This is a genomic window from Arthrobacter sp. NPDC058097 (genome assembly GCF_042884885.1).
GTDB lineage: Bacteria > Actinomycetota > Actinomycetes > Actinomycetales > Micrococcaceae > Arthrobacter.
Window position 1 is genome coordinate 248,856 of record NZ_JBHVSZ010000005.1, and the last position, 17,431, is coordinate 266,286.

At 67.1% G+C, this 17,431-nt stretch carries 17 protein-coding genes; 13 read left to right on the top strand and 4 right to left on the bottom strand.

The annotated features are described in order from the left end of the window. The first annotated feature begins 13 nt into the window (after nt 1-13). From ACFVTE_RS11065 to ACFVTE_RS11090, 6 genes are all read left to right on the top strand, one after another. On the top strand, nt 14-1,345 hold the full coding sequence (locus ACFVTE_RS11065) for a M50 family metallopeptidase (protein WP_387100261.1): 1,332 nt from the start codon (nt 14-16) through the stop codon (nt 1,343-1,345). 87 nt (nt 1,346-1,432) lie between these two features. Continuing rightward, entirely contained in the window at nt 1,433-2,143 is a 711-nt protein-coding gene (locus ACFVTE_RS11070) for a MarR family transcriptional regulator (RefSeq protein ID WP_387100263.1), read from the top strand. Beyond that, nucleotides 2,140-2,682, top strand: a complete 543-nt coding sequence (locus ACFVTE_RS11075) for a hypothetical protein (protein WP_387100266.1) — start codon at nt 2,140-2,142, stop codon at nt 2,680-2,682. The genes ACFVTE_RS11070 and ACFVTE_RS11075 overlap by 4 nt, the downstream gene beginning before the upstream one ends. 25 nt (nt 2,683-2,707) lie before the next feature. Continuing rightward, complete coding sequence (locus ACFVTE_RS11080) at nt 2,708-3,001, top strand: YciI family protein (protein WP_354261805.1); 294 nt, start codon at nt 2,708-2,710, stop codon at nt 2,999-3,001. A gap of 39 nt (nt 3,002-3,040) precedes the next feature. Further along, a complete protein-coding gene (gene ispG / locus ACFVTE_RS11085; RefSeq protein WP_331573793.1) occupies nt 3,041-4,207 on the top strand; it encodes a flavodoxin-dependent (E)-4-hydroxy-3-methylbut-2-enyl-diphosphate synthase in 1,167 nt (388 codons plus the stop codon). Further along, complete coding sequence (locus tag ACFVTE_RS11090) at nt 4,170-5,057, top strand: GNAT family N-acetyltransferase (protein WP_387100530.1); 888 nt, start codon at nt 4,170-4,172, stop codon at nt 5,055-5,057. The genes ispG and ACFVTE_RS11090 overlap by 38 nt, the downstream gene beginning before the upstream one ends. Here the strand turns inward: ACFVTE_RS11090 and ACFVTE_RS11095 are convergent. Then, on the bottom strand, nt 5,041-5,418 hold the full coding sequence (locus ACFVTE_RS11095; RefSeq protein ID WP_387100271.1) for a hypothetical protein: 378 nt from the start codon (nt 5,416-5,418) through the stop codon (nt 5,041-5,043). The genes ACFVTE_RS11090 and ACFVTE_RS11095 overlap by 17 nt on opposite strands. 16 nt (nt 5,419-5,434) lie before the next feature. Between ACFVTE_RS11095 and ACFVTE_RS11100 the strand changes: the two genes are divergently transcribed. From ACFVTE_RS11100 to ACFVTE_RS11110, 3 genes are all read left to right on the top strand, one after another. Continuing rightward, nucleotides 5,435-5,752, top strand: coding sequence for a hypothetical protein (locus ACFVTE_RS11100; protein WP_387100273.1), 318 nt, complete (start codon nt 5,435-5,437; stop codon nt 5,750-5,752). 314 nt (nt 5,753-6,066) lie between these two features. After that, nucleotides 6,067-7,878, top strand: coding sequence for a proline--tRNA ligase (locus tag ACFVTE_RS11105; protein WP_387100275.1), 1,812 nt, complete (start codon nt 6,067-6,069; stop codon nt 7,876-7,878). A 15-nt stretch (nt 7,879-7,893) separates the two neighbouring features. Beyond that, entirely contained in the window at nt 7,894-8,688 is a 795-nt protein-coding gene (locus tag ACFVTE_RS11110; RefSeq protein ID WP_387100278.1) for a sulfite exporter TauE/SafE family protein, read from the top strand. A 37-nt stretch (nt 8,689-8,725) separates the two neighbouring features. Here the strand turns inward: ACFVTE_RS11110 and ACFVTE_RS11115 are convergent, their stop codons facing one another. The 3 genes from ACFVTE_RS11115 to ACFVTE_RS11125 all read right to left on the bottom strand — a co-directional run bounded on the left by ACFVTE_RS11115 (nt 8,726) and on the right by ACFVTE_RS11125 (nt 12,004). Further along, complete coding sequence (locus ACFVTE_RS11115; protein ID WP_387100280.1) at nt 8,726-9,793, bottom strand: aminoglycoside phosphotransferase family protein; 1,068 nt, start codon at nt 9,791-9,793, stop codon at nt 8,726-8,728. Between the two features lie 147 nt (nt 9,794-9,940). Continuing rightward, nucleotides 9,941-10,684 carry a VIT1/CCC1 transporter family protein gene (locus ACFVTE_RS11120; RefSeq protein ID WP_387100282.1) on the bottom strand — a complete coding sequence of 248 codons (744 nt, stop codon included), beginning with the start codon at nt 10,682-10,684 and terminating at the stop codon, nt 9,941-9,943. Between the two features lie 117 nt (nt 10,685-10,801). Then, entirely contained in the window at nt 10,802-12,004 is a 1,203-nt protein-coding gene (locus ACFVTE_RS11125; protein WP_387100285.1) for a DUF4439 domain-containing protein, read from the bottom strand. 105 nt (nt 12,005-12,109) lie between these two features. Here ACFVTE_RS11125 and rimP point away from each other — a divergent pair, with 105 nt between their 5' ends. The 4 genes from rimP to infB all read left to right on the top strand — a co-directional run bounded on the left by rimP (nt 12,110) and on the right by infB (nt 17,339). Next, nucleotides 12,110-12,727: a ribosome maturation factor RimP gene (rimP, locus tag ACFVTE_RS11130; protein ID WP_387100288.1), complete on the top strand. Its 618-nt coding sequence runs from the start codon at nt 12,110-12,112 to the stop codon at nt 12,725-12,727. After that, the gene (gene nusA, locus ACFVTE_RS11135; protein ID WP_076798160.1) at nt 12,727-13,704 is read left to right on the top strand and encodes a transcription termination factor NusA; all 978 of its coding nucleotides are present in this window, start codon (nt 12,727-12,729) and stop codon (nt 13,702-13,704) included. Before rimP ends, nusA begins: the two co-directional genes overlap by 1 nt. A 279-nt stretch (nt 13,705-13,983) precedes the next feature. Further along, nucleotides 13,984-14,316 (top strand): YlxR family protein, encoded by a 333-nt coding sequence (locus ACFVTE_RS11140; RefSeq protein WP_387100532.1) that lies wholly within the window; start codon nt 13,984-13,986, stop codon nt 14,314-14,316. 152 nt (nt 14,317-14,468) lie between these two features. After that, nucleotides 14,469-17,339 carry a translation initiation factor IF-2 gene (gene infB / locus ACFVTE_RS11145; protein ID WP_387100290.1) on the top strand — a complete coding sequence of 957 codons (2,871 nt, stop codon included), beginning with the start codon at nt 14,469-14,471 and terminating at the stop codon, nt 17,337-17,339. The last annotated feature ends 92 nt before the right edge of the window (nt 17,340-17,431 follow it).

A 17,431-nucleotide genomic window follows, 5' to 3' on the forward strand; every position in this document is an offset into this window, starting at 1 on the left:
CAGAATCTTAAGCATGAGTCCCGTCATCCTCTTCATCCTTGGTGTCGTCTTTGTGGCGATCGGCATCGCGGTCTCGATTGCGCTGCATGAGGTGGGCCACCTGGTGCCCGCCAAGCTGTTCAAGGTGCGCGTCACCAAGTACATGATCGGCTTCGGCCCCACCCTCTGGTCGACCAAAAAGGGCGAGACCGAGTACGGCTTCAAAGTGCTGCCCCTGGGCGGCTATGTCTCGATGATCGGCATGTACCCGCCCAACAAGGAGGACGGCTCGGTGCGCCCGTCCAGCACCGGGATGTTCCAGACGCTGGCCAGCGAGGCCCGTTCCATGGCCCATGAGGACGTGGGTCCGGGGGATGAGAACCGCGTGTTCTACCGGCTGCCGGTCTGGAAGAAGATCATCATCATGCTCGGCGGGCCCGCCATGAACCTGCTGATCGGCCTCGTGCTCACGGCGGTGCTGCTCATGGGCTTCGGCATCTCCGAGCCCACCACCACCATCGCCGATGTCTCCAAGTGCCAGGTGAAGGCGGGGGAGACCGTCGATCCAAACTCGGCGGACTGCAAGCCGACGCCGGCTGCTGCGGCCCAGCTCAAGCCCAACGACATCATCACCGCCTTCGACGGGAAACCCGTTACCAGCTGGGACCAGCTGACGGGCTGGATCCGTGCTTCCGCCGGCAAGGAAGTCTCCATCACGGTGGAGCGCAACGGCTCCCCGGTGACCAGCACCGTCACCCCTGTCCTGTCCGCTCGCCCGGTTGTCGGAGCGGACGGGCGCCAGGCCAAGGATGAGGCCGGAAAGCTCCTGTACCAGGACGTCGGCTTCCTGGGCATCGGCGCGCAGACCGCCCTGGTTCCCCAGCCGGCGTCGTCCGTCCTGCCCATGGCAGGGGAGAACATCAAGCAGGTGGCCGGGGTGGTACTGAACCTGCCGGCCCGGGTTGTTGGCGTCGCCAAGGCGGCGTTCAGCGAAGAGCCCCGCGACCCCAACGGCCCCATCAGTGTGGTGGGCGTGGGCCGCGTGGCCGGGGAGGTGGCCGCCATGGAGGAAGTCCCTGCCCAGGCCCGGCTGGCAGCCTTGGTGGGACTCCTCGCCGGACTGAACTTCGCCCTCGCCGTTTTCAACCTGATCCCGCTGCTCCCGCTCGACGGCGGCCACGTCGCCGGCGCACTCTACGAGGCCGTGCGGCGCCGGGTGGCCAAGTTGTTCGGCAAACCCGACCCGGGCGCCTTCGACATCGCGAAGCTGCTGCCGGTGACCTACGTCGTGGCCGCGCTGCTCATGGGCATGGGCGCGCTGCTGATCTATGCAGACATCGTGAAGCCCGTGAATCTCTTCGGCTGATCTTCCATAATCGCCCCTTTCTGGCTGATTATCAAAAATCACCTCCAAATGATTGATTTTGAGATCTAGGCCGGATACGGTTTAGCCATGTACGTTCTGACCATCGACCAGCGTGACAGCACCAATGACATGGACCGCGTGCCCGAGCTCCTCGAAGCCCTCGGCAGCCATCCCGATGTCCGCTTCGAACGCTCCGTCGGCGACGAAGTACAGGGAGTTCTGCACGACCCGGCACTCGTGGTCGACGTGGCGCTGCACGCACTGCGGAGCAACCACTGGTACGTGGGAATCGGCGTGGGCCAGGGAACCCTGCCCCCGGAAGCGAGCCCGCGCGAAGGATCCGGTCCGGCCTTTGTTGCCGCACGCCGTGCGGTGGAGCAGGCCAAGTCAGCCGCGAGCCATGTCCCGGCGGCCGTGGTTGCGGGGACCCGGGAGCGTGAAGCCGCCACGGCGTGCGCCAACGCCGAGGCAGTACTGCGCCTGGTCGGAAGGCTAGTGCAGGACCGGACCGAAGCCCAGTGGCGCGTAGTGGATGCCCTCCGTGCGAAGAGCGGGGCGGGCGCCGAACAGGGTCCTGGGCGTCACGGTCTGCAGAAACAGGTCGCCGCGGAACTGGGAATCAGCGAACAGTCGGTGAGCCGGGCCGTCCTCCGGTCCGGCTGGCAGGAAGAATGGGCGGCAAGGCCGGCAGTGGAAATGTTGCTGGCCGCCGCCCATAACCTCATCCTTGGGAACCCCAGTCCGGAGAACCCCGCCTCCGGAAACCAGGATGGCGACGACAACCGAGGAGAACCGTGAACGCTGTCTGGATCGCAGCCGCCCTGCTGACGGCCGGGTTCGTGGGCTGGCCAGTCACGGCGCTGGTTTTCCGCCTGGCCCGCACCATCGATGACAAAGCCGATGCCGCTGCAGGGGCCGGCAGGGACGGCGCAGACGATCCGTCGGCGGATGTGACAGTGGACAGCCCCGCCCCTGCGGGCAGCCCGACGTCAGCTGGCAGCCCGGCCGTGGGGGACCGGGCCAACACGGTGAACGGCGACATCACGGTGGACGCCGCCGGTGGTGCCGCGCCGGAACCCGGAGGCGAAGCTTCGGCCACACGGATTCTCCGGGGCGGGGCCATCATCGGAGTGCTCGAGCGGCTGGCTGTCTGCCTGGCCATCCTGACCGGGCAGCCCGTGGCCATCGCCTATGTGGTGGCCATCAAGGGCCTGGGCCGGTTCGCGGAACTGAAGGAAACGCCCGTGGCTGCGGAGCGGTTCATCATCGGCACCCTGGCCTCCATGCTCTGGGCGGCGGGCGTTGCCGCATTTACGAAGGTCGTACTCCTTGGCTAGCCCGGCCGCGGGATAGGGTATCTCTATGACTGTTTTTGCTGTTGAGTACGTATACGACGCCGAGTCCTCCGAAACGCGCGCGGCCACCCGCCCCGCCCACCGCGAATGGACTGCCGGACTGGCGCAGGACGGCACGCTTCTTGCCAGCGGACCCTATGGCGACGGCGCGGGCGCCCTGCTCATCTTCAAAGCGGCTGACGAAGCTGCACTCAACGAGCTCCTGCGGCAGGATCCTTTCGCTGCTGCTGGCGTGATTTCCGGCACCCGGACCACCGAATGGGCGCCCGTGACCGGCCTCCTGGCTGAGCACGCAGCCTAGCCGTCCCGCACTACCGATTTTCGAATACAAGGAGTCCACGTGACCTCGGTCAGCCTGGGAATGCCATCCGCACCGCCGCCCGTTCTTGCCCCGCGCCGCAAGACGCGCCAGATCAAAGTGGGCTCCGTCGGAGTCGGTTCCGATTTCCCCATCAGCGTGCAGTCGATGACCACCACGCCCACCACGGACATCAACGCCACGCTTCAGCAGATCGCCGAGCTGACCGCATCCGGCTGCGACATCGTGCGCGTCGCCTGCCCGTCGGCCGATGACGCCGAGGCGCTGCCGATCATCGCCCGGAAGTCGCAGATCCCGGTCATCGCGGACATCCACTTCCAGCCGAAGTACGTCTTCGCCGCCATCGAGGCAGGCTGCGCCGCGGTGCGCGTCAACCCGGGCAACATCCGCAAGTTCGACGACCAGGTCAAGGAGATCGCCGCGGCGGCCAAGGACCACGGCACGTCCATCCGCATCGGTGTGAACGCCGGATCGCTGGAGCCGGGCATCCTGAAGAAGTACGGCAAGGCCACCCCGGAGGCTTTGGTCGAATCGGCGGTCTGGGAAGCCTCCCTGTTCGAGGAGCACGGTTTCCACGACTTCAAGATCTCCGTCAAGCACAACGACCCCGTGGTCATGGTGGCGGCCTACGAAATGCTCGCCGAGAAGGGCGACTGGCCGCTGCACCTCGGCGTGACGGAGGCCGGCCCCGCCTTCCAGGGAACCATCAAGTCGGCCACAGCATTCGGCGCCCTCCTCTCGCGCGGCATCGGCGACACCATCCGGGTCTCCCTCTCCGCCCCTCCCGTCGAGGAGATCAAGGTGGGCAACCAGATCCTGCAGTCGCTGAACCTGCGCCCCCGCAAGCTCGAAATCGTCTCCTGCCCGTCCTGCGGGCGTGCCCAGGTGGACGTCTACACCCTCGCCGAGCAGGTCACTGCAGGCCTCGAGGGAATGGAAATCCCGCTGCGCGTCGCCGTCATGGGCTGCGTCGTCAACGGTCCGGGTGAGGCACGGGAAGCTGACCTCGGCGTCGCCTCCGGCAATGGAAAGGGCCAGATATTTGTGAAGGGCGAGGTCATCAAGACTGTCCCTGAGAGCCAGATTGTTGAGACACTGATCGAAGAGGCCATGCGTATCGCGGAAGAGATGGGGGAGGCCGATGGCGAAGATGCTGTCAAGGGTAGCCCCGTGGTTAGCGTCTCATAAGGACGGCGCCGCGCCGGACGGTTCCACCGTCCGGGTACTGGGTGTTGCGGACACCCGTCAACTGCGCGAACTGGCAGAGATTGACCCGGTCGCCAACGTGTTCATCCTGGCGCACCTGGAGTCCACGGACTCCGCCGCGCCCACTCCGGGCGGCGCGAACGTCCTGGGCGTTTTCGACGACGACGTGCTGGTTGGCGCCTGCTGGGCAGGCGCCAACCTCGTCCCCGTGCAGCTCGCCCCCGAACTGGCCGGCCCGGTGACTGCTGCGGCCCACCGCTCCGGACGCCGGTATGCGTCGATCTTCGGTCCGGCAGCCACGGTCCTTGCCCTGCACCGCCACCTGGAGGAGCTGGGGCACGTTGCCCACGAGGTGCGGCCCGACCAGCCGCTCATGACCATCACCGGCGCCCCGGCCGTGGAGCCGAACTGGGAGCTGGGATACGGGCAGTACGCAGATTTTGACGCCATTCTGCCCGCATGTGCGGCGATGTTCGAAGAAGAGGTTGGCTACTCGCCTTACCTCGGCGGCCGCGACTTCTACAGCCGCCGGGTGGCGGGCCTGATCCGCCAGGGCCACTCGCTGGTCCACCTGAAGGACGGCGAAGTCGTGTTCAAGGCCGAGCTCGGCGCCGTCACCGCCGAAGTTACCCAGGTGCAGGGCGTCTGGATGAATCCCAGCCACCGGGGTCTCGGCCTAAGCGCCGGGTATATGGCGGCCGTGGTGCTGCTGGCCCAGAAGATGGCTCCCGTCACCAGCCTGTACGTCAACGACTACAACTCCCGGGCTCGGGCCACGTACGAACGTGTTGGCTTCCAGCAGGTGGGGACCTTCGCTACAGTTCTCTTCTAGCGGGCGCCGCAGCGACGGCCACGGCGTCTGCGGCCGCGACTTCCACGCCTGCCGCAGCGCTGAGCCCCAAAGCGACGCCGACGCCAACTCCCACAGCGACGCCGATCAAGAAATACACGAGCGCCGAACTGACAGCCTTGGTGGGCCAGTTGCGCGACGCCGGCGGCAGGAAGCTGTCCGTGATGTCCAGCGCCGACCTTTCAGGAAGCGTGGAGCAGAGCAAGAGCATGGTGGCGTCGGCAGCCGTGGAGCCTGCGGTGTGCCGGGAACTCGCGGTCGCAGGGAGCGCCCCGTCGGTGGCGGGCGCGGCGGCCGCGATGGGTACGAGCCTCGAAGCTGCGACCGGTGTCACTACACTCATTGCCCTTACCTCCGGCTTGGATGCCGCGTTTCTGAAGAAGAGCTTTGCCCAGGCCGCGGAGTTGAAGAAGTGCGCGAACATGTCCATGACCGTGTCGGGCGTGCGGGTTTCTGTCACCGTGACCCAGCTCAGCGGCATCGGATCCGTACCCGGCGCAATGGCCTACAGGACGGACACAGGGCTGCCCGACGGCCGGACGCAGTCCATGGTCACCACGCAGGCAGTGAAGCGCGGAGTCCTGATCACCGTTCTTGCCATCGGCGGCTCCAGCGAGGCTGAGGCCAGCTCCAGGGCCGGAAAGCTCCTGAACTCAGCCGCAGCGCTGGTCAAGTAGCCGCCCCGGTCCGGCGCTAAAGACCGCTCCACCCGGGATCTCCCAGCCAAACTGAATTTGAATCGGTGACGGCTATCACATAGGTTCTTTCTAACCGCGTTTTCGGACTCGGGTGGTCTCAGAGAATTAGCGGCATGACCGGCCGCGAAGCCACGCCACCACAGGGATGACCAGCCGGAAACGGCCAGGGGCTTCACCTGCGGGGCGTGGCTTTTCTGTTCAGCTGCCACAGGGCGCCGAAACCTGTACTGCTGCCCAGCCGGTAGATTAGTACCCAGACAATCAGCACTTCCCCCAGAAACGGACACCTACCCGTGGTTCTTCGACTCTCCAAGCTTTTCCTGCGCACCCTGCGTGAAGACCCCGCCGACGCCGAGGTGGCCAGCCACCGGCTGCTCGTGCGCGCGGGCTACATCCGCCGCGCCGCCCCGGGCATCTACACCTGGCTGCCGCTGGGACTGAGCGTGCTGCGCAAGGTGGAGCAGATCATCCGCGAAGAGATGGCAGAGATCGGCGCGCAGGAAGTCCACTTCCCGGCGCTGCTTCCGAAGGAGCCCTACGAGGCGACCAACCGCTGGACCGAGTACGGCGAAGGGCTGTTCCGGCTGAAGGACCGCAAGGGCGGCGATTACCTGCTGGCTCCCACGCATGAGGAGATGTTCACTCTCCTGGTCAAGGACCTGTACTCCTCGTACAAGGACCTGCCGCTGAGCATCTACCAGATCCAGAACAAGTACCGCGACGAGGCACGTCCGCGCGCCGGCCTGCTCCGCGGCCGCGAATTCATCATGAAGGACTCCTACTCGTTCGACGTCGACGACGCCGGGCTGGACGCCAGCTACGCCGCCCACCGGGCGGCGTACTTGAAGATCTTCGAACGGCTCGGCCTGGAGGTCATCCCCGTGACCGCCACGGCCGGGGCCATGGGCGGATCCCGGAGCGAGGAATTCCTGCACCCCACCGACGTAGGCGAGGACACCTTCGTGCGCTCCGCCGGAGGCTACGCCGCCAACGTCGAAGCCGTCACCACCGTGGTTCCGGCCGAAATCGACTTCACCAACGCTCCGGCCGCGCTGATCCGGGACACCCCGAACACGCCCACGATCGACACGCTCGTGGCTGCTTCCAATGAGCTCGCGCCGCGCAGCGAGGCCGACGGCGGCCCCTGGACTGCCGCTGACACGCTCAAGAACGTTGTTCTCGCCGTCACCCTGCCCACCGGGGAACGCCAGATCGTGGTCCTCGGTGTCCCCGGCGACCGCGGCGTCGACCTCAAGCGCGTCGAGGCCAACATCGGCGCCTACCTCCCGGTGGCCGGCGAAATCGCCGTGGAAGCCGCCGGCGAGGAGGACCTCGCCCGCAACCCGCTCATCGTGCGCGGATACCTCGGCCCGGGCATGTCCCTGAATGAGCCTCTCCTTGGCCTGGAAGGCGCCGCCAAGCTCCTCTACCTGGTGGATCCGCGCGTCGTCAACGGCACGGCCTGGATCACCGGCGCCAACATGGCAGGCAAGCACGTCTATGGCCTCGTGGCGGGACGCGACTTCACCTGGGACGGCGTCATCGAGTGCACCGAAGTGCGCGCCGGCGACGAAGCCCCGGACGGCTCCGGACCGCTCGAAACGGCCCGCGGCATCGAGATGGGCCACATCTTCGCGCTGGGCCGCAAGTACGCCGAAGCCCTGGAACTGAAAGTCCTGGACCAGAACGGCAAGCAGGTGGTGGTCACCATGGGTTCCTACGGCGTGGGCGTCACCCGTGCCGTGGCCGCCCTGGCGGAATCCAACCACGACGCCAAGGGCCTCGTCTGGCCCCGCTCCGTGGCTCCGGCCGATGTGCATGTGGTGGCCGTCGGCCGCGGCGAGGAGATCTTCGCCGCCGCTGAGCAGCTCGCCCTCGAGCTGGAAGGCGCGGGCCTGGAGGTCATCTACGACGACCGGCCCAAGGTTTCCCCAGGCGTCAAGTTCGGCGACGCCGAGCTTGTCGGCGTCCCCACCATCCTGGCCGTCGGCCGCGGACTGGCGGACGGCGTCGTCGAAATCAAGGACCGCCGCAGCGGCGAGGCTGAAAACGTGGCCGTGGACAAGGCCGTTGACTACGTGGTCAACGCCGTCCGCAGCAACTGACGCCCGACCCTCCAGGTGGTCTCGGGGTTTGAGTCGATCCAGCTTGCCACTATCGTCCTGATAGTGGTGGCTGGCTTCTCCGCAGGCTGGGTGGACGCCGTCGTGGGCGGCGGCGGACTGCTGCAGCTTCCGGCGCTGCTGCTCGTGCCGGGGATCACCCCGGTACAGGCGCTGGCCACGAACAAGATGGGCTCCGTTTTCGGCACCACCACCAGCGCCGTCACGTATTACGGCCGCGTCCGGCCCGATCTGCGGACAGCCTTGCCTATGGCAGTGATCGCGCTGGCCGGCAGCTTCGGCGGGGCGCTGCTGGCCACCCGGCTGCCGGCGGAGGTGTTCAAGCCGATCATCGTGGTGGCCTTGGTGGCGGTCGCGCTGTTCACTGCCCTGAAGCCCGACGCCGGACACCTCACCGAGCTGAGGCATGAAGGCCATACGCACTACGTGGTGGCCTGCGCCATCGGTGCGGTGATCGGGTTCTACGACGGCCTGATCGGACCCGGCACCGGATCGTTCCTGGTGATCGCGCTGGTCTCGGCGATGGGCTACGCCTTCCTGGAGGCCAGCGCCAAGGCGAAAATCGTCAACATGGCGACGAATGCCGGGGCGCTCATATTCTTCCTCCCGCACGGATCCTTGCTCTGGGGAGTCGGCCTGCTGCTGGGCGCGGCGAACATGGCCGGGGGCTACCTCGGCGCGCGCACTGCCGTAAGGCAGGGGAGCAAGTTTGTGCGTGTGGTGTTCCTCGCGGTGGTTTTCGCCCTGATCGTGAAGCTTGCCTTCGACGTGTGGCAGGAGAACTTCGCCTGAGCCGGCTCCCGTGAGCGTGTCCTCGCGCCCAACGGTCCTAGGACGGGAAAGAATTCACGGCTTCCTCGCCCGGTTCCGGCAAGTCGTGGGCAGCCGGAAGCCCGTCCAGGGTCCGCCCGGCAAGCGTGCTGGCCACCCAAAGCGAGCGTGCCATGTCGCCGCCGTGGCCCGTCCTCGAGGCGTAGTGCAGCGCGTTGTCCACCTCCCGGGCCAGGCTCCACTGCCGGGCCACCTCCGGGTCCAGCCCGGCCGCGACGCTGAAGTCATGGCACCTCGCCAGCAGTCCGCCGGCCGGATCCGATGCCGGCAGGTCCGGGATCCGGTTCCAGAGCACGGGAGCCACGGCGAATTCAGCCTCACCCACCATCGGCTGGGGGTCGATGGCGGCAAAGCCGTCGGCGGCGACATTCACCGTTGAGGGGATCCCGGACCCAGATCCGGGTGCGTCCAGCCTGGCCAGGATGTTGAGGTAGTGGAAGTCCGTGTTCACCAGGACGTCCTCGGAGGAGCGGCGGCCTACGGCGCCGCGAGTCTGGCAGACCTCGAGAGCGGCTTCCAGCAGCCACCGGGGAAAGGGACGGCCCAGCTGTTCCCATTCGGCGGGCAGGTCGTCGCTCCACTGTTCCGCCCTTGCGGCCACGTGCACAAACTCCTGCCACTGCGGCCGGCCGTCGGGCAGGAGGCTGAGCTGCCGCATCAGGCTGCCCCACACCTCAACGGCAGTGTCCATAGGCTCTGTCCGAAGCGACCTTCCCGCATCCAGCCGCTCGAGGAGCATGGAGCACGTTCCGGCGTCGGAGGCCAGCAACTTGACCGCCCCATAGCCGTTCCACAGCGCCAGCGCGTGGCGTTCCACCAGGGCTTCATCATGGGGAAAGGCCACCTTCAGTGCGGCGGCCCGTCCTGCTGCGCGGACCGGCACCACAACCCCGCCGTGTCCGCTCCAGGGAAGGGCTCCGGGTTCCAAGTCAAGCTCAAGCTGCCACTGGTCAAGCCGTCCGCGGATCATGTCCGGCAACGACGCCAGCCAGGCCCGGCCGGCGGAGCTGCGGGAATAGCGGCGCGTCAGGTCCGGCGGGATGGAAACGTCTGGTGGCGGGCTCACAGCTCCAGCGTAGTTGAGGTGGCCTTACGGATTGGGTAGGTGGAATGTCACGTTTGGCTTGGAGTTTTTGTCCAGATAATGGCCGCTGAAGGCCCTTGAAGTCGCGACAAATGGACAAAAACTCCTAGCCGATGGATTGGGTGTCACCTACACGATGCCGCTGGCGCCCAGCAGGTTGCCAATGGTGAACGTCGCAGCCAGGGCCAGGCCGCCGCCCACCACCACGCGTGCCCCCGCACGGGTTTTCGACCCTCCGCCGATCCACGCCCCGATGGCGCCCGTCACGGCCAGGGCCAGCAGGACGGCGCCAAAGGTCACAGCAACGCGAATGTTTTCTGGCGGCAGCAGGATGGCGAGCATCGGCAGCATGGCCCCCAGTGTGAAGGCGATGGCCGAGGCGAAGGCGGCATGCCAGGGGCTGACGATGTCCTGTTCGTCGATGTTGAGCTCGGCGGACAGGTGCGCGGCCAGGGCATCGTGCTCGGTCAGTTCCCGGGCGACGTTCCGGGCGGTCTCCTCGCTGAGGCCCTTGCTCCGGTAGATCGCTGCGAGCTCCAGCAGCTCCTCTTCCGGCTCCTCGGCAAGCTCGCGCCGTTCCTTCTCGATCAGCGCCTTCTGGCTGTCGCTCTGGCTGCTGACGGAGACGTACTCGCCCAGGGCCATGGACACGGCACCGCCCACGAGTCCGGCGGCACCGGCAGCGAGGATGGGGCCGTGCTCGCTGGTCGCACCGGCCACGCCCACCACAATCGCCGCGACCGACACGATGCCGTCGTTGGCCCCCAGGACACCTGCACGCAGCCAGTTGAGGCGGTGCACAATGTCGTTGCCGTGGGGTTCATTGGCGTGCTGCCCGTCAGGGGGCAACGCCGGTTTGTCCGCTGAATCCATGGCTCCAGCAAACCACCTGGGGGCAGCTGCCTGCCAGTGCGATGTCACCGGCCGACCCGTGACACTCCGCTGAAGCCAAGAAAGACCTTTAGCCGGTGGGACAGCCCGCTCCGGCGTCTACGGTGCGGGTGTTGCCGCCGCGCCGCCGTCGGTCTGGCGCACCGAGGCTGCCGGTTCCGGAAGCTCCGGCAGGAGCGCAGTGTCCAGCACGATGCCGGGCACCGGCCCCGGATCGGACCCCCAGCGCATGGTCCGCTGGGCAGCGGCAACGAGCGAGGAGACGGCCCACCGCCGGGTCTCACCATCACTCAGGGCCACCAGGTCCCCATAGACCGGGAGCGTTCCGGCTTCCAGGCTGGCCAGCCCCGCAGCGGGTTTCTGCAGGAAGGAGGTGCCCAGCGTGTAGCCCGGTTCACGGGGAGGAACTGACACGCAGTGCACACGTGTGTACGCCTCTGCCTGGCCAACCAGGGTCTCGTGGGTGGCCAGCAGGGCGGCGGCCCGGTCCGCGGCGGACCCGTCGAGGCGTGTCAACGCCACCTGGTAGCCGTAGACCGTCTCGACTTCTGTCCGGACCACCCGGTTGAGGGCGGCGGCCAGCGTGGCACTGCCAGCCGGGTCCGCTGCTTGGGCAGGCTGGCCACCGGTGCTCGACCGGGCGCCGTCTTGTGATCCGGTGCTGGTGCCGGAAGGGGTGGCCGCGGCGCATGCCGTGGCCGCGTTGCGCTGCGTTGCCGCCGGCGGCTGGAGCGCAGGCGGCGGCGTCCCTGCTGCCTGCGCCAGCGTCGTCGCCTGAAGCAGTTGGGCGGTTCCCACCGCGGCGAGCAGGCGGGCCATCCCGCCGTCGGCCTTCTCGGCATGGACGAGACGTGCCTTGCCGCTCTTGGAGAGCGCGGCCACCAAAGCGGGCAGGGTTGCGGTGCCCGACGGTGCTGCGCCTGATGATGCCGTGGCGGACGGCCCTGTGGTTCCAGACGCGTCGGCTCCTGACCTTGTGCCGGCCGCAGAACCGGCGGTGGTGCCGCCCGGAAGAAGGAGCGCCCGCGCCTGCGTAGTCAGCAAAGTCACAGTGTGCGAAAACAGCTGGCGCCGGGCGCCGGACGATTCGTCCGCGAGCTGCTGGCTGGCCGTCCTCATGTCCAGGGTTTCGGCGAGGGCGGCGGCGCGCGCCTGCTCGGAGAATGGAGGCGCTGCCGGTGCCCGGGATTCCCGCGGAATCAGGGCAAAACCGAGACTCAGAACCAGGAATGCGGCGAGTGCCAGCAGGCCGTACCGGAGATAGCTGGCCGGCCTTCTTTTTCGCCCGCTGTCGTCATTCACAACAGACCATGTTGTCACGGCCGGCGGGAAGTCCGTGCACCAAGGTGCCCGGAAAATCGCTACGCTAGTAGTCACAACATCATCTAACGGGAGGCGGCCGGCATCGTGAGCAATGCAGAAGCCACGACTTCATCAGACCGGACCGACGCGGGAAAGGCTGGGCCCGCGGCTGTCCACAATCCCGAGGCTGAACGCCTCCGGGCGCTGCTGGAACCCGCAGTCCAGTCGCACCGGCTTTACCTGGAGGATGTTGCCATCCACATCGCAGGTTCCAACCGCGTGGTCCACGTCGTAGTGGATCTGCCGCAGGAAGAAACGGGCGGGGTGAGCCTTGACGTCATCGCAGACATCTCCAAGGAGCTTTCCGACATCCTGGACAGCGACCCCGGCACGGACAGCCGTCCCTACGACCTTGAAGTTTCATCGCCTGGCGTGGGCAGGCCGCTGACCGAGCCCCGGCACTGGCACCGCGCCCGCGGCCGCATGGTCAGCGTTAACGTGATCCAGGGCGAGAACGTCACGGGCAGGATCAGCTCCGTCGACGACGCCGGCGTGACCATCGTCCCCGAAATCGCCGTGAAAAAGGGCATGAAGCCCAGGCAGGGCGACCCCGTAAAACTTCCTTTCGACAAGATCCGCAGCGGAAAAGTCGAAATTGAGTTCAGCCGCCTCGACGAGGCCGGTCTGGAAACTGAGCACAATGGACCTTCTGAGGAGGCCTGATGGATATTGACATGAGCGCGCTGAGACTCCTGGAGCGTGAGCGCGAAATCCCGCTGGATCTCCTCATCCCCACGATCGAGCAGGCACTGCTCGTCGCCTACCACAAGTCGCCGGGCGCCTTCGAGAAGGCCCGCGCGGAGCTGGACCGCAAAAGCGGCCACGTGACCATCTGGGCCACGGAAATCGACGACGACGGCGCACCCATCGGCGAGTTCGAACACACGCCGGCCGGGTTCGGCCGCATCGCCGCCAGTACCGCCCGGCAGATCATTCTGCAGCGGCTGCGCGACGTTGAGGACGACAACGTCCTGGGCGAATTCAAGGGCCGTGAGGGTGAACTTGTTGCCGGCCTGATCCAGCAGGGCAACAACCCGCACATGATCCAGGTCAACCTAGGCACCGTGGAGGCCCTGCTTCCGCCGCCGGAACAGGTGCCGGGCGAGAAGTACATCCACGGGAACCGGCTGCGCGCGTACGTGATCGACGTGCACCGCGGCACCAAGGGCCCGTCCATCACGCTGTCCCGTTCGCACCCGGGCCTGGTTCGGAAGCTTTTCGAACTGGAGGTCCCGGAGATCGCCGACCGCTCAGTGGAGATCGTCGCCCTGGCCCGCGAGGCCGGGCACCGCACCAAGATCGCGGTCAAGGCAAACACCCCGGGCATCAACGCCAAGGGTGCGTGCATCGGTGAAATGGGCTCCCGCGTGCGGGCGGTCATGACGGAACTGAACGACGAAAAGATCGACATCGTTGACTTCAGCGAGGATCCGGCCACGTTCATCGCCAGCGCACTGTCGCCCTCGCGCGTGAATTCAGTCACTATCACAGATGAAGCAACCCGTTCGGCCCGCGTCGTGGTGCCGGATTACCAGCTCTCCCTGGCCATCGGCAAGGAGGGGCAGAACGCGCGCCTCGCCGCCAAGCTGACGGGGTGGCGGATCGATATCGTCTCCGACGCCGCCGCTCCGCGCGGTTAGAAGCGCCGGCCGGACGGCGGAAAAACCGTCCGGCGCAGGCCCTTGGCTTGACCGGTCTGGCCGCCCCCGCGGCGGGCAGTTTCGGTTTCCGGTTTCGGGTATGGGCCCCGTGAGGGGCTAGAATAGAACTTGGCCGCGCCCAGCGGCCGGCATCAGCGTGTTCGTGCGCTCAGACCTGTCGAAAGCCAGACCTGGGGAAAGCAGGCCTGCCGAAAGGCAGTGGCGGGCGGCCGGGCACGCAGATAGGTACAGGCAGGAAGATACTCGGCAGTGGCACACGTGCAACAACTCGGGAATCAGCCGCAGCGTACCTGCATCGGATGCCGGAAAAAGGGGCCGCGGTCAGAGTTGCTCCGGCTCGTCTCCGACACCGGCGGTTCGTCCGCCGTCGTGGTGGATGAACGACGCCGGATGGCTGGCCGGGGTGCATGGCTGCACCCCAGCGAAGCGTGCCTGGCACTGGCGGTCAAGCGGCGAGCCTTCGGAAGGGCCCTGAACGGGTCAATCGGAACCGCCGCCGTCGAACGCCGGATAACGGCAGGAACGCACGCTGCGGATGTCCCGGCGTCTGCAGTACCAACCGTCCAACCTGAAAGCGGGTCAGAAATCTGATGGAAACCCGATGAGTTCCCAGCGATGAGTGCGTAACGATGACAACTTTGTTGCGCTCTGCAATGGGCCTTTCAGCTGTAACAGCAGCGGGGGCCCGCAGTAAGAAGTAGACGGTTCGTGCCTGGCTCGGTGCGGACCGAGACAGGAGAAATGTGGCCAAGGTCCGCGTACATGAGCTTGCAAAAGAGCTCGGTATTACTTCCAAAGATGCAGTAACCAAACTGCAGGAACTGGGCGAATTTGTTCGCTCCGCCTCTTCCACCATTGAGGCCCCCGTGGTGCGGAAACTCCGCAACGCGTTCCCGGCTGCCGCCGCTTCGAAGTCCGAAGCCCCCGCAGCCGCCCCCAAGTCCCCGGCGAAGCCGGCGGAATCCCGTCCCGCGCCGGCTCCCGGTCCTGCTGCCCCCAAGGCCGCGGCACCTGCTCCGGCTCCCGCACCGGCACCGGCTCCCAGGGCCGAGGCGCCCGCAGCTCCGGCTGCTCCCGCCACTCCGGCGGCTCCGGCTGCCGCAACGCCTGCTGCGCCCTCCACCGGTGCCAAGCCTGGTGCCCGTCCCGCGCCCAAGGCCGAGACTCCGTCACGTCCGGGCGGCGCTCCGCGTCCCGGTGGCCCCCGCCCCGGCAACAACCCCTTCGCCACGTCCCAGGGCATGCCCCGTGGCCGTGGAGGAGACGGCGAACGTCCGCCGCGCCCGGGCAACAACCCGTTTGCAACTTCCCAGGGCATGCCCCGTCCCGGCGGCGGCCGCACTGACGGCGAGCGTCCCGGTGGCCCGCGTCCGGCAGCCGGTACGGGCGGACCCCGTCCCGGTGCTCCGCGTCCCGGCGCTACGCCCGGCCCGCGTCCGGCGGCCGGTGCAGGTGGCCCCCGCCCCGGCGGTCCCCGTCCGGGTGCCGGCGGAAACCGGCCCACGCCCGGCATGATGCCTAACCGCACCGAGCGTCCGGCACCTGCAGGCGCCGGCCGTCCCGGTGGCGGCGGACGCGGTCCCGGCCGCCCCGGCGCTCCCGGAACCGGCGGTCCCGGTGGCGGCGGCGGTGCTCCGGCCGGCGGTGGCTTCGGCAAGGGTGGCCGCGGTCGCGGTGGCACTCAGGGTGCGTTCGGCAAGGGCGGCGCAGGCCGCGGCAAGCAGCGCAAGTCGAAGCGCGCAAAGCGCCAGGAACTTGAGCAGATGAGCGCACCGTCGCTGGGTGGCGTGAGCGTACCCCGCGGCGACGGCAACACTGTTATCCGGCTCCGCCGTGGTTCGTCCATCACGGACTTCGCTGACAAGATCGAGGCGAACCCCGCCGCACTGGTTACCGTGCTCTTCCACCTCGGTGAAATGGCAACGGCAACCCAGTCGCTGGACGAGGACACCTTTGCACTGCTCGGTGAGGAACTCGGCTACAAGCTGCAGGTCGTTTCGCCCGAGGATGAAGAGCGCGAGCTGTTGAGCACGTTCGATATCGACGTCGAGGCCGAACTCGAGGCCGAAGGCGACGAAGAGCTCGAGGCACGTCCTCCGGTAGTCACCGTCATGGGTCACGTTGACCACGGTAAGACCCGCCTGCTGGATGCCATCCGTAACTCTGACGTCGTTGCCGGCGAGCACGGCGGCATCACGCAGCACATCGGTGCTTACCAGATCAGCCACGAGCACGAGGGTTCGCTGCGCGACATCACCTTCATCGATACCCCGGGTCACGAGGCGTTCACCGCCATGCGTGCCCGTGGTGCGAAGGTCACGGACATTGCCATCCTGGTTGTGGCAGCGGACGACGGCGTGATGCCGCAGACCGTTGAAGCACTCAACCACGCCCAGGCGGCCAACGTGCCGATCGTCGTGGCCGTGAACAAGATCGACAAGGAAGGTGCGAACCCGGACAAGGTCAAGGGCCAGCTCACCGAGTACGGCCTGGTTCCCGAAGAATACGGTGGCGACACCATGTTCGTTGAGGTTTCTGCCCGGCAGAACCTGAACATCGACGAGCTGATCGACGCCGTCCTGCTGACCGCCGACGCCGCGCTTGACCTGCGGGCCAACCCGGACAAGGCTGCTCGAGGCATCGCCATCGAAGCCAATCTGGACAAGGGCCGCGGTTCCGTGGCCACCGTCCTGGTGCAGTCCGGTACCCTCGCAGTCGGCGACACCATCGTGGCCGGTACGGCCCACGGCCGCGTCCGCGCCATGTTCGACGAGGACGGCGAGGCCCTTGACGTGGCACTGCCTTCCCGCCCGGTCCAGGTCCTCGGTCTGTCCAACGTGCCGCGCGCCGGTGACACCTTCCTGGTGACCGCCGACGAGCGTACCGCCCGCCAGATCGCCGAGAAGCGTGAAGCCGCTGAGCGCAACGCCCAGCTCGCCAAGCGCCGCAAGCGCATCAGCCTGGAAGACTTCGACCAGGCCGTCGCCGAAGGTAAGATCGACACCCTCAACCTCATCCTCAAGGGTGACGTCTCCGGTGCCGTGGAAGCCCTCGAAGACGCGCTGCTCAAGATCGACGTCGGCGAAGGCGTCCAGCTCCGCGTCATCCACCGCGGTGTTGGTGCGATCACGCAGAACGACGTCAACCTGGCAACGGTCGACAGCGCCGTCATCATCGGCTTCAACGTCAAGCCGGCCGAGCGTGTTGCCGAACTGGCTGACCGCGAAGGCGTGGACATGCGCTTCTACTCCGTCATCTACGCAGCAATCGATGACATCGAGCTGGCCCTCAAGGGCATGCTCAAGCCGGAGTACGAAGAGGTCCAGCTGGGCACGGCCGAGGTCCGCGAAGTGTTCCGTTCCTCCAAGTTCGGCAACATCGCAGGTTCCATCGTTCGCAGCGGTACCATCCGACGCAACACGAAGGCCCGCATCACCCGCGGCGGCAAGCTCATTGGCGACAACCTCACGGTGGAGACGCTCAAGCGCTTCAAGGACGACGTCACCGAGGTCCGCACGGACTTCGAGTGCGGTATCGGCCTTGGCTCGTACAACGACATCACCGAGGGCGACATCATCGAGACCTTCGAGATGCGCGAGAAGCCGCGCGTCTAAGCGGTTTCGCGTTCCGAGGTGCGGGGCCGTTGGGTTTTCCCGGCGGCCCCGCCCCTTCGCCGGACCGATGCCACTCCCAGGCCGCCGGAGAA